Here is a 14,549-nt window from a genome sequence, read left to right on the forward strand (position 1 = left end):
CCCCCGCCCCCCCCCCCCCGCCCCCCCCCCCCCCCCCCCCCCCCCCCCCCCCCCCCCCCCCCCCCCCCCCCCCCCCCCCCCCCCCCCCCCCCCCCGGGCCTAGTCGGTCCCGGCGGGACGCAACTCGCACCGCCCGTCGACACACTCACGCCGCAGCCGCCCCCGGGACACCGTCTCCAGCAGCCCGATCACCCAGCAGGTCGGACACCCGCGCAGGGCGACCAGCCCGAGCGGCAACAGCAGCAGCGCCACCGGTCCGGCGAACGGCAGCAGCACGAACGCCCCCACCAGCGCGCCGAATCCGACCCCGCCCCGCACCAGATGCCCGGCCACCGTCCGACTGGCGTACCCCGAAGCGTCGCCCTTCACCACTCCCCTCCGACGGTGACCGCCCGGACCGCCGCGCGCGCCCGGTGCAACCGCGACTTCATGGCCGCGGTGCTCAGTCCCAGCACATCGGCGACCAGCCGCCCGCTGAGCCCCTGGACGTCCCGCATGACCAGCACCCGCCGCTGATCCTCCGGCAACGCCGCGATCGCCTCCGCCACCCGCGCGGCCTCCAGCCGCCCCAGCACCTCGTCCTCGGCCGACCGGTACGGCGCCACCCCGGCCGCCGGACGCTCCCACAGCGCCGAACGCGCCCGCCGCAGGCACTCGTTCCGCACGATCCGGAACATCCACGAGGCCAGCGCTCCGGTCGCCCGCAGCATTCCGATCTTCCGGTAGAGGATGATCAGCGCCTCCTGCGCCGCGTCCTCGGCGTCCTCCGGCGTGGCGCAGAGCGACCGCGCGAACCGCCGCACATGCGGATGCGCCCCCGAGACCAGCGCGGCGATCGCCTCCACATCACCGTCCTGCGCCGCGGCCACCACCGAACTCGTCGGCCACTCCCGCACCTCAGCCACGCCGCCGCCCCCACTTCCGCAGCACCGTCACGCTGCACGCCCCGACCAGCAGCACACCGACCGCCACAGCCGCCCAGATCATCGTCACAACCTCCTCGTCCGCCCCGGTCCTCACCGAAGCCGTTCATAAGAGGCGGCGACCCCCGGAAAGGATTCACCCCTCGCGACCGGAGGTCACTCCGTGGCCGGGGCGCCGACCGCGCCGCCTCCACTGATCCCGCCGCCTCCACCGGCCTCGCCGCTGTCGCCGAGTTCGGTGAAAAGGGTGAGCTGGAGGGCGCCGGGCGCTTCGAGGCGGGAGTTTAGGGAGTTCCAGGGGGTGCGGACGGGTTCGGCGATCACCTGGGCGCCGGCGGCGGCGAGCTCGGCGGTGGTCGCGGCGGAGTCGTCGACCTGGAAGGCGACCCGCAGGTGGCCTGCGACGCGTCGGCCGACCTCTACCTCGTCGATGAAGTCGGCGTGGCCCGGGTCGGCGATCTCCAGGGTCGCGCGACCGGCCTCCAGGATGGTGACCCGCCCGTCGGGCGAGGCGAAGGCGGCTCGTTCGGGAAGGCCGAGGACGTCGCGGTAGAAGTGCAGCGCCTGCTCGTAGTCGGCGGCCGTGACCACCAGGCGGAGTTCACGCACGGCGGGAGAGGTCTCGGACGGCTGGGACATTTCGGCTCCTCTGGCGGAAAGCGGAAGGCGACCCCACCGACAACTGCGATGGCCCCGCCTTCATTTCAGGACCGGCGACATCAGTGCCCACCCCGCGCTGGACCTGCGCTTGTCGCCTTCACGCCGGACAGCGATCACCGCGGATCGCCCCGCTCCCCGACGGGAAACCCGCTCGCCGCGGCCGACCCCTTTGTGTCAGCATGACGATATGAGCGACGAACTCACGATCGATCCCGTAGACGCCCGCGACCGCGCCACCCTGACCGCAGCCGTGACGGCCGGCGCGCCGACCAAGTGGCTGCTGTTCTGGGGTCATCAGCCGCAGCCGGACGGGTCGTTCGGCCCCGGTGTACTGAGCCAGTGGTGGCCCGACCACCCGTTCACCGTCGACGGCGTGGAGTACCGGACCGCCGAGCACTGGATGATGGCGGGCAAGGCCCGAATGTTCGACGACAGCGGGACGCTCGCCCTGATCCTGGCCGCGCCGAGCGCAGCCGAGGCGAAGAAGCTGGGCCGCCAGGTCCGCGGCTTCGACGACGCCGTCTGGCGTGCGGGCCGCTTCGAACTGGTCGTCACGGGCAACGTCGCCAAGTTCGGTGGCCACGCCGGGCTCCGCACCTACCTGCTGTCGACCGCCCGGCGGGTCCTGGTGGAGGCCAGTCCGCTCGACCGGATCTGGGGCATCGGCCTCGGCGCGGAGAACGAGCGCGCCGAGCGGCCCGCCGAGTGGCGCGGCGAGAACCTGCTCGGCTTCGCCCTCATGGAGGCCCGCGCCCGGCTCGCCGCGACCGAGCAGTGAGCCTGGTCGGCGCCTCCGGCCATGGGGCGCACGGATAGCGAGCGCGCGCCGGGTCGCCTACGATCCGTGCGCCCCATGCGCCCCCGGACACCACTCGCAAGACTGTGGACGCACTGCCGTAACTCCAGCGCCGTATTCCAACGCCAGGATGACTGGCCGTCAGGGTCAAGTTGGACAGGTTGCGGTGATCATGCGTACACGGCACACGGAACAGCCCCCCGTCCCGGACGCGGGCATCGGCGCGAGCGAGCAGGACGCTCTCGAACTCAGAGGCCAGTTGGACGAATTACTGCGTGCCAGACAGTACGCGGTACAACGCGAGCGGCGGCTCGCCGAAGCCGTCCGGTCGCTGCCCGACCGGCAACGGGTGGACGGCGAGCTGCTGCGGCAGCTGGCGCAGGCGCGGACGCTGCGCGAAGGGCTGGGTGCACGCTGCCTGGAACTGAGCGACCGGCTGAAGTCCCTGGAAGACCAGCTGCGGCAGCCGTCGCCACGGATCGAGGGCGAGGACCGGCCCGGAGCGGGCTCGGCCCACCCGGCCATGGACGGCTTCACCACCGACACCGGCGCGGGCACCGCGAACGGCGGCCAGAACAACGTTCACTACGACGTTCACCACCCCGTCCACCACGACATCGGCCAAGCCCCGGCAGACGGCAGCGCCTACCCCACACCCACCGGCCCCGCCCCCTCAGCCGGGCCCACGTCCGCACCCGGGCCTGCACCGGCACCGTCCCCGGCACCCGCACCCGCACCCGCACCCGCACCCGCACCCGCACCCGCACCGCCACGCCACCGCTCCCCCGGTGAGCTCGCCGCCCTCGCCGAGCGCATCACCGGCCTGTACCGGAACGCGTCCCCGACCGAGGCCGCCGACATCCTCGGCCAGGCCGCCGAGCACCTCACCCCGGAGGACACCGCCGCGCTGGCCGCCCGGCTCGCCCACCGGGGACCGACCAGCGCCTCCCTCCACCTCGCCCGCAGCGCCGTCCACGGCAGCCCCCACCACGCCGCCGCCACCCTCGCCGAACTGCGCCGGACCGGGCTCGCCGAGGAGGCCGGGGACCTGTTCAACGCGCTGCGCTCCTGCCCGGCCGCCGACCTGCCTGCCCTGCTGGACGGGTTGGAACGGGCCGGGCAGCACGCCGACGGCGCCACCCTGCTCTGGGAATGGGGTTCCGCCCCGACCGCCGAGCTGGCCGCCCTCGCCACCGCCCTGCACCGGGCGGACCGCGCCGCCGACGCCCGCACCCTGCTGCGCCAGGCCGCCGGCCGTCCCACCGGCGACCTCACCGCCCTGGCCACCACGCTGCCCGCACCCCTGCCCGCCCTGCTGCTGGGCGAGCTGGCGACGCTGCGCCCACCGGCCGAACTGGTCCGGCTGGCCGGCGCGCTGGCCGGTCGGACCGACCTCTACGAGGCGCTGCTCACACCGCTGCTCGCGGACCCCGGGCAGCACCGCACCACCCTCGCCGCGCTCCGTACCGCCGGTCTTCCCACCACCTTGGCCAACCGCCCCCGCTCCCGCTGGGGCCGCCGCTGAGACCCGGGCCGGCCCGATCGGAGGCACCTGCCCCGCCCGTCCAGCACCCGCACACGCACCCGCACCCGCCCCCGATCGAGCGAGCAAGGCCGATCGCTCGGGGCGGGTGCCGAAACCCCTCACGAGGCCGGGGCGGACTCCCCCTGCGGGGGAAGGGCGACGGGGACCGGCGGCGGCATGACGCCGGCCGAGCGCAGCGCCCGGGCGAGCGCCTCGAACTTGGCGGTGAGGCCCCGGTCGCGCAGCTCGTCCCCGTGCGCCTCGGCCAGGGCCTCGTTCAGCCGGCGCCGGATCTCCGGCAGGTTCCTCTCCCAACTCGCCACGTGCATGGCGAGGGCCTCGTCGAGGAAGCGCACGGGAGAGCTGCGCCGGACCCGGTCGAGCGGCGACCGGATCATGGACCGCCGGCCCTGGAGGACGCGCTCGAAGCACCAGAGCATCGTGAAGTAGGCCGCGAGCACCTCGGGCCCGTACGGGTGCTGCCCCCGGCGGAAGGACACCAGGACGTAGCGGGCCAGCGCCACTTCACCGCTCGTCAGGTCGAGGTGGAGCGTCCGGGCGAGTTCGAAGTCCACCTGCCGGGTCTGTCCCCGGTAGACCGCCCAGGCCCCCGCGACCGAAGCCAGGGCACCGACACCCGACGCGATCGCCCATGGATCTGCCATCCCTGCCTCCCCGCAGCCGGGGCCGGTCCGACGGCCCGGAGCGGAGATTAGCCGATCGTCACGGCGGCCGGACCCGAAGCGGCGACTCCGGGGCCGGCGCTCCGGAATCAGCACCCCCGAACGCGGAACCCCCGCCCGCCCCGGGGAAACCGGGGCGAACGGGGGTTCGCACGGAAGACCGCGGGCACGGGCCCGCCGACGTCAGCAGCCGATGAGTCGCGCCGCCAGGTAGGACTTCACCTGGTCGAGCGAGACGCGCTCCTGCGTCATGGTGTCGCGCTCGCGCACGGTCACCGCGTTGTCCTCCAGGGTGTCGAAGTCGACCGTCACGCAGAACGGCGTGCCGATCTCGTCCTGGCGGCGGTAGCGCTTGCCGATGGCACCGGCGTCGTCGAACTCGACGTTCCAGGCGGTGCGCAGGTCGGCGGCCAGGCCGCGGGCCTTCGGCGAGAGGTCGGCGTTGCGCGACAGCGGCAGCACCGCGACCTTGACCGGGGCCAGCCGCGGGTCGAGCCGCATGCCGACGCGCTTCTCCAGGACGCCCTTGGCGTTCGGCGCCTCGTCCTCGAAGTAGGCGTCGATCAGGAAGGCCAGCATGGCGCGGTTGAGGCCCGCCGCCGGCTCGATGACGAACGGGAAGTACCGCTCGCCGGACTCCTGGTCGAAGTACTTGAGGTCCTGGCCGGAGGCCTCGCTGTGCACCGTGAGGTCGTAGTCGGTGCGGTTGGCGATGCCCTCCAGCTCGGAGAACTCGGTGCCGCCGAAGTTGAAGCGGTACTCGATGTCCACCGTGCGCTTGGCGTAGTGGGAGAGCTTCTCCTTCGGGTGCTCGAACAGGCGCATGTTGTCGGTGCGCAGGCCGAGGCCGACGTACCAGTCCCAGCGCTGCTGGAGCCAGTACTCGTGCCACTGCTCGTCCTCGCCCGGCTTGACGAAGAACTCCATCTCCATCTGCTCGAACTCACGCGTCCGGAAGATGAAGTTGCCGGGGGTGATCTCGTTGCGGAAGCTCTTGCCGACCTGGGCGATGCCGAACGGCGGCTTCTTGCGCGAGGTGGTCTGGACGGCCTTGAAATTGGTGAAGATGCCCTGGGCGGTCTCCGGGCGCAGGTAGGCCAGGCCGCTCGCCTCCTCGGTGACACCGAGGTGGGTCTTCAGCATGCCCGAGAAGTCCTTGGGCTCGGTGAACTGGCCCTTGGTGCCGCAGTCCGGACAGTTGATGTCCTGGAGGCCGTTCGGCGGCGGGAAGCCGTGCTTGGCCTCGTACTTCTCCTCCAGGTGGTCGGCCCGGTGGCGCTTGTGGCAGGAGAGGCACTCGGTCAGCGGGTCGTTGAAGGTCTGGACGTGGCCGGAGGCCTCCCAGACCTCGCGGGCCAGGATCACCGACGAGTCGAGTCCGACGACGTCCTCACGGGCCTGGACCATCGCACGCCACCACTGGCGCTTGATGTTCTCCTTGAGTTCGACGCCCAGCGGACCGTAGTCCCAGGCGGCACGCGTGCCGCCGTAGATCTCGCTGCAGGGGTAGACGAAGCCACGGCGCTTGCTCAGGCTGACGATCGTCTCGATCTTGTCGGCTGCCACAGTGCTCTCTTCAGTACGTACGGCACGGTCAGGGCACGGCTGGTTGCGCGTACCCGAATACCTCAGGTTACCGGCCATATGGGTACGCGGTTCAAATCGGTATCTCCGGCACCGGCCCACTCACCGTCACCACTCGTTCACCCGTCCGAGTGATTTGACAATCATTTCCATCTAATCTGAGAATGGTTGTCATGATGATCCGACGACGTACTCGCGGCGCCATAGCCCTGACCGCCACCGCCCTCACCGCGGGCCTCACGCTGACGGCCTGCGGCAGCAGTGGCGGCGCCCAGGGCGCGGCGGGCAAGCTGAACGTCGTCGCGTCCTTCTACCCCATGGAGTTCCTCGCCGGCCGGATCGGCGGCGAGCACGTGAAGGTCACCGACCTCACCGCCGCCGGCGTCGAGCCGCACGACCTCGAACTCACCGCCAAGCAGGTCGGGGCGGTCAAGAAGGCCGACGCGATCGTCTACCTCAAGGGCCTGCAGCCCACCGTCGACAAGGCGGTCGCCGGCTCCGGCTCCCAGCACAAGGTCGACGCCACCGCGGCCGCCCCCTTGGAGGACCACCACCTCGCCGAGGGCCACACCGAGGCCGACGGGCACGACCACGGCGGCGACGGGCACGACGGCCACGACGGCCACGACCACGACGGGGCCGCCGGCGATCCGCACATCTGGCTCGACCCGACCCGCTACGCGGCGGTGGCCAGGAGCGTCGGCGCCGAGTTCGCCAAGGCCGACCCGGCCCACGCCGAGGACTACCGGAAGAACACCGACGAGCTGGTCGGCCGGCTCACCGCCCTGGACCAGGAGTTCAAGGACGGACTGAAGGACGTCCGCAACCGCACGTTCGTCACCAGCCACGCCGCCTTCGGCTACCTCGCCGGGGCCTACGGCCTCACCCAGGTCGCCATCAACGGCGTCGACCCCGAGTCCGAGCCCACCCCGGCCCGCCTCGCCGACGTCCAGAAGGCCGCCAAGGAGAACGGCGTCACCACGATCTTCTTCGAGACCCTGGTCAGCCCCAAGCTCGCCGACACCGTCGCCAAGGACCTCGGCCTCAGGACCGCCGTCCTCGACCCGCTGGAGGGTGTCAAGGACCCGGCCAAGGACGACTACCTCTCGGTCATGCGGCAGAACCTGGCCAACCTACGGACCGCCCTCGGCACCGACGCGCCGACCGCGCCCGCCGCACCCATCAGCTGACGGGACCACCGGCATGACCTCCCCGACACCCCCGGCCCGCCCGACGACCCCGGCCCACCCGGCCGTCCGCCTCCACGACGCCGTCGCCTCGCGCGGCGGACGGCCGGTGCTGCGCGGCGTCGACCTCACCGTCCGCCCCGGCGAGGTGGTCGCCCTGCTCGGCGCCAACGGCTCCGGCAAGTCCACCACCGTCAAGGCCGTCACCGGGGCCGTCCCGCTGGAGCGCGGCACGCTCGAACTGTTCGGCACCCCGCTCGCCCGGTTCCGCGCCTGGCACCGGATCGGCTACGTGCCGCAGCGCACCACCGCCGCCTCCGGCGTCCCGGCCACCGTCCGGGAGGTCGTCTCCACCGGCCGGCTGCCCCTGCACCGGCTGCTGCCGTTCCGCCGCGCGGACCGCGCCGCCGTGGACCGCGCGCTGACCGCCGTCGGCATGCTCGACCGGGCCCGGGACGGGGTCGCCGACCTCTCCGGCGGCCAGCAGCAGCGAGTGCTGATCGCCCGCGCCCTGGCCGGCGCCCCCGATCTGCTGATCATGGACGAGCCGATGGCCGGGGTGGACGCCGCCAGCCAGCAGGTGCTCGCCGACACCCTGCGCGCCGAGGTCGCGCGCGGCGCCGCCGTCCTGCTGGTGCTGCACGAACTCGGGCCGCTGGAACCGTTGATCGACCGGGCCGTGGTGCTGCGCGACGGCTGCGTCGCGCACGACGGCCCGCCCGTTCCCAACACCGGTCTGCACGCCCTTCCGGGCCACGACCACGTCCACCCGCACGCCGACCACGGCCACGAACACGACCGACCCCGGGGACTGCTGTCATGACCGAGATGCTCAGCTACGACTTCATGCAGCGGGCGCTGATAGCCGCCGTGCTGGTCGGCATCACCGCCCCCGCCGTCGGCATCTACCTGGTGCAGCGGCGGCAGGCACTGATGGGCGACGGCATGGGCCACGTCGCGATGACCGGCGTCGGCCTCGGCTTCATCTTCCAGACCAGCCCGGTCTGGATGGCCGTGGTGGTCTGCGTGCTCGGCGCCGTCACCATGGAACTGGTCCGCGCGCGCGGCAACCAGCGCGGCGACATCGCCCTCGCGATGCTCTTCTACGGCGGCATGGCCTGCGGCAAACTGCTGGTCTCCAAGTCCGCCCAGGCCGGCGCCGGTTCGCTGGAGAGCTACCTCTGGGGCTCCATCCTGACCGTCTCCCCCGCCGACCTGGCCACCATCGGCGCGCTCGGCGCCGTCGTCGTCGCCGTCACCCTCGGCCTGCGCCGCCAGCTGTTCGCGATCTGCCAGGACGAGGACTTCGCCCGGGTCACCGGCGTCCCGGTGCGCCTGCTCAACCTACTGCTCGCGGTGATGGCCGCGGTCACCGTCACCGTCGCCATGCGGGTGGTCGGCCTGCTGCTGGTCAGCGCCCTGATGGTGGTTCCGGTCGCGGCCGCCCAGCAGCTCACCCGCTCCTTCGCCGCCACCCAGGCCGGCTCGATCGCCGTCGGCGTGCTCGTCGCCCTGGCCGGCGTCACCGGCTCCTACCAGCTGGACGTGCCTTCGGGCCCGGCCATCGTGCTGCTGGCCATCATCGTGTTCGCGGTGTTCGGCGCGATCGCCGCACCCCTCGCGCGCCGCCGCCACCGCGACACCCCGGAGCTGGGACCGCAGGTCTGCGACGTCCGACTGCCCGGTCCGGAGCGGGTCGACGCGACCACTCCGGCGCCCGGTGCGGGGCTGGCACAATGAGGTGCCAGTCGCCCACACCAGCAGGAGGACCCACGGTGACCACCGCAGGCCCGTCGCCGCGAGCCCGATCGACCCGGCAGCGCGCCGCCGTCTCGGCGGTCCTGGACGAGATCGAGGACTTCCGCAGCGCCCAGGAGCTCCACGACATGCTGAAGCACCGGGGGGACTCGGTCGGTCTGACCACCGTCTACCGGACGCTCCAGTCGCTCGCCGACGCCGGCGAGGTGGACGTCCTGCGCACCGCCGACGGTGAGGCCGTCTACCGCCGGTGCAGCAGCGGGCACCACCACCACCTGGTCTGCCGCCAGTGCGGCGCCACCGTGGAGGTCGAGGGTCCGGCCGTCGAGCGCTGGGCCAACTCGGTCGCCGCCGAGCACGGGTTCAGCGACATCGCGCACACCCTGGAGATCTTCGGCACCTGCGCGGAGTGCGCCGCGAAGGTCTGAGCATCGGTACGCCGAAGGGCCCGCGGGGAGTCACCTCCCACGGGCCCTTCTCCGCACACACCGGCTCGCCTTCACACCGGCTCAACACAGCGCCGACTCAGCGCCGCACCCACTCAACACAGCGCCGAATCAACGCCGCGCCCCACTCAACGCTGCGCCGGCACCTCGGTACCCAGCTCGGCCGACGCCTCGTTCGGGAGCGCCCCGCCGAACCGCCGGTCGCGCCTCGCGTACTGCTCACAGGCCCGCCACAGGTCACGGCGGTCGAAGTCGGGCCAGAGCACGTCCTGGAACACGAACTCCGCGTAGGCCGACTGCCAGAGCAGGAAGTTCGACGTCCGCTGCTCGCCGCTGGGACGCAGGAACAGGTCCACGTCCGGCATGTCCGGGTGGTACAGGTACTTGGTGAGGGTCTTCTCGTTGACCTTCTTCGGGTCCAGCCGGCCCGCCGCGACATCGGCCGCGATCGCCGCCGCGGCGTCCGCGATCTCGGCCCGACCGCCGTAGTTGACGCACATGTACAGCGTGACGGCGTCGTTGTCCCTGGTCTGCTCCTCGGCGACCTGGAGTTCCTGGACGACGCTCTTCCACAGCTTGGGCATCCGGCCGGCCCAGCGCACCCGCACACCCATCGCGTCCATCTCGTCGCGGCGGCGGTGGATGACGTCGCGGTTGAAGTTCATCAGGAACTTCACCTCGTCGGGTGAGCGCTTCCAGTTCTCGGTGGAGAACGCGTAGAGCGAGATGTTCTTCACGCCGAGCTCGATCGCGCCCTTGAGCACGTCCAGCACGACGGACTCGCCGACCTTGTGGCCCTCCGTGCGCGGCAGCCCGCGCTCCTTGGCCCAACGGCCGTTGCCGTCCATGACGATCGCGACATGGCCCGGGACCAGCTCACCGGGGATCTTCGGGGGCCGGGCGCCGCTGGGGTGCGGGGTCGGGGGGAGGTACTCCCTCTGCTTGCCGCCGCCGAAGAGCCGTCGCGCTGCCATGTGCTCACTTCTCCACGTATCTCATCGAGCGGATACCCCGCTCCAGGTGCCACTGCAGATAGGCCGCGACCAGTCCGCTGCCTTCCCGCCAGTACCTCGGCTCGCAGGCGTCCGCCGTCTGCCAGTCCCCTGACAACAACGCGCCGAGCAGTACCAGTGTCTCAGGGGAGGGTACGGCACATCCGGGCACGCGGCAGTCCGGGCAGAGCACGCCGCCGGCCTGCAGCGAGAAGAACCGGTTGGGTCCCTCCATCCCGCATTTGGCGCAGTCGTCGAAGGTCGCGCCGTACCCGTTCACCGCCAGCGAGCGCAGCAGGAAGGCGTCCAGCACCAGGTGCGACTCGTGCACCCCGGCGGCCAGCGTGCGCAGGCCGCCGACCAGCAGCAGGTACTGCTGGACGGCCGGCTGGCCCTCGTTCTCGGCGAACCGTTCCGCCGTCTCCAGCATGGCCGTCCCCGCGGTGTACCGGCCGTAGTCGGTGACGATCGAGCCGCCGTACGGGGCGATCGTCTCCACCTGGGTGCAGAGCGGCAGGCCGCGGCCGATCAGCTCGCTGTTCCGGCTGAAGAACTGCACGTCCACGTGCGAGAACGGCTCCAGGCGCGCGCCGAACTTCGACTTGGTCTTGCGCACCCCGCGCGCCACCGCGCGCACCTTGCCGTGGTGGCGGGTGAGGAGGGTGATGATCCGGTCCGCCTCGCCGAGCTTCTGCGCCCGGAGGACCACGCCGTCGTCGCGGAAGAGACTCATGCGCCCGCCTCACCGCCGCGGCGGGCCTGGAACAGTGTGGACATCCCACCATTGTCCCCCAGCGGCGGACAGCCGTGTGCCCGCACCGGGGCGGTGGGGGCTCGCCGAGCGGTGCGGGTCACGGCGGGCCCCGGCCGTGGGGACGCCGCCGGGCGGGGCCGGGGGCGGAGGGGGCCCGGTTGTGGGGGTCAGGGGGAGGAGGTGTCGACGGAGAGGGGAGCGAGGAGTCGCCGGGGTGTCCGGCGAACGGGTCCGGCGGATGGGTTCGGCGGGTGCGTTCGGCGGACAGGTTCGGTGGGTGCGTCCGGCGAACGGATCCGCCGGAAGGATCAGAGGAGCAGGGACGACCGGACCGGAACGCTAGTACGGCGCCCGGGTCGCCGCCTCCAGCAGCGCCCCGACCCGCGCGTGCGGCAGGTCCAGACAGCGCCCGATCGCGGCCAGCGCCTCCCGCTCCTGCGGGCGGTACCGGCCGTCGGCCAGGGCGATCGCCGCCCCCTGCAGCAGCAGCCGCTCCCGGCCCGGCCGGGCCAGGTGCGGCGCCAGCGGCTCCAGGGCCGCGTGCAGCTCCACGGCCAGCCCGCCCGACATGCCGTGCGCGTCGTACAGCTCGCCGCCGAGACCGGACAGCGCGGCCAGGGCCGCCAGCACCTGCGCCTCGCCGCAGTCCTCGAAGCCGGCGTCCCGGACCGCCCCGCAGGCCGCCTCACGGGCCGCCCGGTGGGCGGTGCCACCGGCCGCCAGCATGGACAGCGCGACGGTGTACTGCGCGTCGCGCAGCATCCCGCCCAGGCGCACGCAGGTGGGCTGCTCCAGGCTCTCCACCCCGAACCGGCCGTGGCAGCTGGTGCACTGCACGCTGCCGATCACCGGTCCGAGCGGAAGCACCGGGGTCCCCAGCAGCCGCAGCCACCGCCGGCCGTGCTGCCGGCGGTAGTTGCGGTCCCCGCCGCAGCCCGGGCAGAAGAAGTCACCGAGAACATCGGTCCGCCACCTCGGGCGAACACCCCACATCCCTGTCACGGCGCCACTCCCCAGACATGGCAGGCGGCCTGCACAACAATGGGCAGGTCACGCGACCGGCCACCGGGCCGTCCCACCGACCCGGCTTACCGGTGGGACGATGTTGCCACGGTTGCCGACACGTGTCAGTACCTCGAACGGCCCGATCCGGCAAAAAATGTGGCGCAGGACACAGCCGGAGCGCCCCCGGCCGGACGACCGCCCCGCGACGTCCGGGAACGCCGCCGGGCCGCCCCGCAGGGACGGCCCGACCACTTTTACCCGTACGAACTAACCGCGCTGCGCCCGGTTGACAGCGCTGATCATCGCCTTCAGCGAGGCCAGCACGGTGTTGCCGTCGATCCCGACGCCCCACAGCACCCGGCCGTCCACCGCGCACTCCACGTACGCGGCGGCCTGGGCGTCGCCGCCCTCGCTCAGCGCGTGCTCCGCGTAGTCCAGCACCCGGACGTCCACGCCGATCTGCGCCAGCGCGTTCGCGAAGGCCGAGACCGGGCCGTTGCCGGTGCCGGCCAGGCTGACCGTCGCCCCGTCCACCACCGCGTGGGCGGTCAGCTCGTCCCGGCCGTCCTCGGTGGTCAGGGAGCGCGAACCGGTCAGCGAGATCCGGCCCCACGGGTTGTCCGTGGTCGGCAGGTACTCGTCCTCGAAGGCCCGCCAGATCTCGGCCGGGGTGACCTCGCCGCCCTCGGCGTCGGTCTTGGCCTGAATGATCCGGGAGAACTCGATCTGCATCCGGCGCGGCAGGTCCAGCTTGTGGTCGTTCTTCAGGACGTACGCCACCCCGCCCTTGCCGGACTGGCTGTTGACCCGGATGACCGCCTCGTAGGTGCGGCCGACGTCCTTCGGGTCGATCGGCAGGTACGGCACGCCCCAGGTGTGCTGCCCGACCGGCACGCCCGCGGCGGCGGCGTCCGCCTCCAGGGCGTCGAAGCCCTTCTTGATGGCGTCCTGGTGGGAGCCGGAGAAGGAGGTGTACACCAGGTCACCGGCGTACGGGTGGCGCGGGTGCACCTCCATCTGGTTGCAGTACTCGGCGGTGCGGCGGACCTCGTCGATGTCGGAGAAGTCGATCTGCGGGTCGACGCCCTGCGAGAACAGGTTCATGCCCAGGGTCACCAGGTCGACGTTGCCGGTCCGCTCGCCCTGCCCGAACAGGCAGCCCTCGATCCGGTCGGCGCCGGCCATGTAGGCCAGTTCGGCGGAGGCCACGGCGGTGCCCCGGTCGTTGTGCGGGTGCACCGACAGGCAGACGAACTCCCGGCGCGACAGGTTGCGCGACATCCACTCGAACTGGTCGGCCTGGACGTTCGGGGTGGCCCGCTCGATGGTGGCCGGCAGGTTCAGGATGATCTCGCGGCCCTCGCCCGGCTGCCAGACGTCCATCACCGCCTCGCAGACCTCCAGCGCGAAGTCCAGCTCGGTGTCGACGAAGATCTCCGGCGAGTACTGGTAGCCGAAGGCGGTGTCGTCGCCCAGCAGCTTCTCGGCGTACTCCATCACCAGCCGGGTGCCGTCGACGGCGATCGCCCTGGTCGCCGCCCGGTCGTTGCGGAACACCACCCGGCGGAACAGCGGCGCGGTCGCGTTGTACAGGTGCACGGTCGCCCGCGGCGCCCCGACCAGCGACTCGACGGTCTTCTCGATCAGTTCCTCACGCGCCTGGGTCAGCACCGAGATGGTGACGTCCTCCGGGATCGCCCCCTCCTCGATCAGCGAGCGCACGAAGGCGTGGTCGGTGGCCCCGGACGACGGGAAGCCGACCTCGATCTCCTTGTAGCCCATGGCCACCAGCAGGTCGAACATCTTGCGCTTGCGGGCCGGGGACATCGGGTCGATCAGCGCCTGGTTGCCGTCCCGCAGGTCGGTGGACAGCCAGCGCGGCGCCTTGGTGATCACCTGGTCCGGCCAGGTGCGGTCCGGCAGGTCGACGGCGCCGAACGGCAGGTAGCGGCCGTGCCGCATCCCGGACGGCCGCTGGCGTACCGAGGCGGCGGTGATCGGGGTCGGACGGTCGACGAAGGCGCGAGCGGCAGGGATGGGCGCGGCGGAACTCTGCTCGGTCATGGAGGTGAGTCTCGGCTTCCTGTGATGCGTGGTGCGGGCGGGTCGGGGTGAGGTGTCACCCGACTCGGCCGGCCTGCTGCCGCTCACGACCCGTTCCCGGATCGCCCGAAATCAGCGCGCAGCACAGTCCCCGCGGCGAGGGAAGCCGGCCCTTGGTGGACTACAGGCCCTC

The 14,549-nt window shown here is 72.4% G+C and carries 15 protein-coding genes; 6 read left to right on the top strand and 9 right to left on the bottom strand.

Features of this window, described 5'->3' with window-relative positions:
- Positions 1-99: 99 nt before the first annotated feature.
- The 3 genes from SM793_RS29125 to SM793_RS29135 all read right to left on the bottom strand — a co-directional run bounded on the left by SM793_RS29125 (position 100) and on the right by SM793_RS29135 (position 1,562).
- Positions 100-369: a hypothetical protein gene (locus SM793_RS29125; protein WP_320441291.1), complete on the bottom strand. Its 270-nt coding sequence runs from the start codon at positions 367-369 to the stop codon at positions 100-102.
- A complete protein-coding gene (locus SM793_RS29130; protein WP_320441292.1) occupies positions 366-905 on the bottom strand; it encodes an RNA polymerase sigma factor in 540 nt (179 codons plus the stop codon). The genes SM793_RS29125 and SM793_RS29130 overlap by 4 nt, the downstream gene beginning before the upstream one ends.
- Positions 906-1,079: 174 nt before the next feature.
- Positions 1,080-1,562, bottom strand: coding sequence for a VOC family protein (locus SM793_RS29135; RefSeq protein ID WP_320441293.1), 483 nt, complete (start codon positions 1,560-1,562; stop codon positions 1,080-1,082).
- Between the two features lie 208 nt (positions 1,563-1,770).
- On the opposite strand from SM793_RS29135, the gene SM793_RS29140 reads away from it, so the two are divergent.
- The gene (locus SM793_RS29140; protein WP_320441294.1) at positions 1,771-2,361 is read left to right on the top strand and encodes an NADAR family protein; all 591 of its coding nucleotides are present in this window, start codon (positions 1,771-1,773) and stop codon (positions 2,359-2,361) included.
- A 190-nt stretch (positions 2,362-2,551) separates the two neighbouring features.
- A complete protein-coding gene (locus tag SM793_RS29145) occupies positions 2,552-3,904 on the top strand; it encodes a hypothetical protein (protein ID WP_320441295.1) in 1,353 nt (450 codons plus the stop codon).
- Positions 3,905-4,023: 119 nt separating this feature from the next.
- Here SM793_RS29145 and SM793_RS29150 read toward each other — a convergent pair whose 3' ends face one another.
- Both SM793_RS29150 and SM793_RS29155 read right to left on the bottom strand, forming a co-directional pair.
- Entirely contained in the window at positions 4,024-4,569 is a 546-nt protein-coding gene (locus SM793_RS29150) for a hypothetical protein (protein WP_320441296.1), read from the bottom strand.
- A 201-nt stretch (positions 4,570-4,770) separates the two neighbouring features.
- Positions 4,771-6,153, bottom strand: a complete 1,383-nt coding sequence (locus tag SM793_RS29155; protein WP_320441297.1) for a glycine--tRNA ligase — start codon at positions 6,151-6,153, stop codon at positions 4,771-4,773.
- A 191-nt stretch (positions 6,154-6,344) separates the two neighbouring features.
- On the opposite strand from SM793_RS29155, the gene SM793_RS29160 reads away from it, so the two are divergent.
- The 4 genes from SM793_RS29160 to SM793_RS29175 are packed head-to-tail and all read left to right on the top strand — an operon-like array spanning position 6,345 to position 9,544.
- Complete coding sequence (locus SM793_RS29160; RefSeq protein ID WP_320441298.1) at positions 6,345-7,361, top strand: metal ABC transporter substrate-binding protein; 1,017 nt, start codon at positions 6,345-6,347, stop codon at positions 7,359-7,361.
- Between the two features lie 13 nt (positions 7,362-7,374).
- On the top strand, positions 7,375-8,181 hold the full coding sequence (locus tag SM793_RS29165; RefSeq protein ID WP_320441299.1) for a metal ABC transporter ATP-binding protein: 807 nt from the start codon (positions 7,375-7,377) through the stop codon (positions 8,179-8,181).
- A complete protein-coding gene (locus SM793_RS29170; RefSeq protein ID WP_320441300.1) occupies positions 8,178-9,098 on the top strand; it encodes a metal ABC transporter permease in 921 nt (306 codons plus the stop codon). The genes SM793_RS29165 and SM793_RS29170 overlap by 4 nt, the downstream gene beginning before the upstream one ends.
- A 35-nt stretch (positions 9,099-9,133) precedes the next feature.
- The gene (locus SM793_RS29175; protein WP_045938470.1) at positions 9,134-9,544 is read left to right on the top strand and encodes a Fur family transcriptional regulator; all 411 of its coding nucleotides are present in this window, start codon (positions 9,134-9,136) and stop codon (positions 9,542-9,544) included.
- Positions 9,545-9,690: 146 nt separating this feature from the next.
- On the opposite strand, the gene SM793_RS29180 is transcribed toward SM793_RS29175, so the two are convergent.
- The 4 genes from SM793_RS29180 to leuA form a co-directional block, all read right to left on the bottom strand.
- Positions 9,691-10,536, bottom strand: coding sequence for an isoprenyl transferase (locus tag SM793_RS29180; RefSeq protein WP_320441301.1), 846 nt, complete (start codon positions 10,534-10,536; stop codon positions 9,691-9,693).
- Positions 10,537-10,540: 4 nt separating this feature from the next.
- Positions 10,541-11,287: a DNA repair protein RecO gene (gene recO, locus SM793_RS29185; protein ID WP_045938468.1), complete on the bottom strand. Its 747-nt coding sequence runs from the start codon at positions 11,285-11,287 to the stop codon at positions 10,541-10,543.
- Between the two features lie 360 nt (positions 11,288-11,647).
- Positions 11,648-12,301, bottom strand: coding sequence for a TerB family tellurite resistance protein (locus SM793_RS29190; protein WP_320441330.1), 654 nt, complete (start codon positions 12,299-12,301; stop codon positions 11,648-11,650).
- A gap of 279 nt (positions 12,302-12,580) precedes the next feature.
- Complete coding sequence (leuA, locus tag SM793_RS29195; RefSeq protein WP_320441302.1) at positions 12,581-14,377, bottom strand: 2-isopropylmalate synthase; 1,797 nt, start codon at positions 14,375-14,377, stop codon at positions 12,581-12,583.
- Positions 14,378-14,549: the final 172 nt, after the last annotated feature.

This window comes from Kitasatospora purpeofusca, assembly GCF_034043715.1.
Taxonomy (GTDB): Bacteria; Actinomycetota; Actinomycetes; order Streptomycetales; family Streptomycetaceae; genus Kitasatospora; species Kitasatospora purpeofusca_A.

Coding starts and splice junctions, on each gene's coding strand:
- SM793_RS29135 (WP_320441293.1), bottom strand. CDS start 1,562: ATGTCCCAGCCGTCCGAGACCTCTCCCGCCGTGCGTGAACTCCGCCTG.
- SM793_RS29140 (WP_320441294.1), top strand. CDS start 1,771: ATGAGCGACGAACTCACGATCGATCCCGTAGACGCCCGCGACCGCGCC.
- SM793_RS29145 (WP_320441295.1), top strand. CDS start 2,552: ATGCGTACACGGCACACGGAACAGCCCCCCGTCCCGGACGCGGGCATC.
- SM793_RS29150 (WP_320441296.1), bottom strand. CDS start 4,569: ATGGCAGATCCATGGGCGATCGCGTCGGGTGTCGGTGCCCTGGCTTCG.
- SM793_RS29160 (WP_320441298.1), top strand. CDS start 6,345: ATGATGATCCGACGACGTACTCGCGGCGCCATAGCCCTGACCGCCACC.
- SM793_RS29165 (WP_320441299.1), top strand. CDS start 7,375: ATGACCTCCCCGACACCCCCGGCCCGCCCGACGACCCCGGCCCACCCG.
- SM793_RS29170 (WP_320441300.1), top strand. CDS start 8,178: ATGACCGAGATGCTCAGCTACGACTTCATGCAGCGGGCGCTGATAGCC.
- SM793_RS29180 (WP_320441301.1), bottom strand. CDS start 10,536: ATGGCAGCGCGACGGCTCTTCGGCGGCGGCAAGCAGAGGGAGTACCTC.
- recO (WP_045938468.1), bottom strand. CDS start 11,287: ATGAGTCTCTTCCGCGACGACGGCGTGGTCCTCCGGGCGCAGAAGCTC.
- SM793_RS29190 (WP_320441330.1), bottom strand. CDS start 12,301: ATGTGGGGTGTTCGCCCGAGGTGGCGGACCGATGTTCTCGGTGACTTC.
- leuA (WP_320441302.1), bottom strand. CDS start 14,377: ATGACCGAGCAGAGTTCCGCCGCGCCCATCCCTGCCGCTCGCGCCTTC.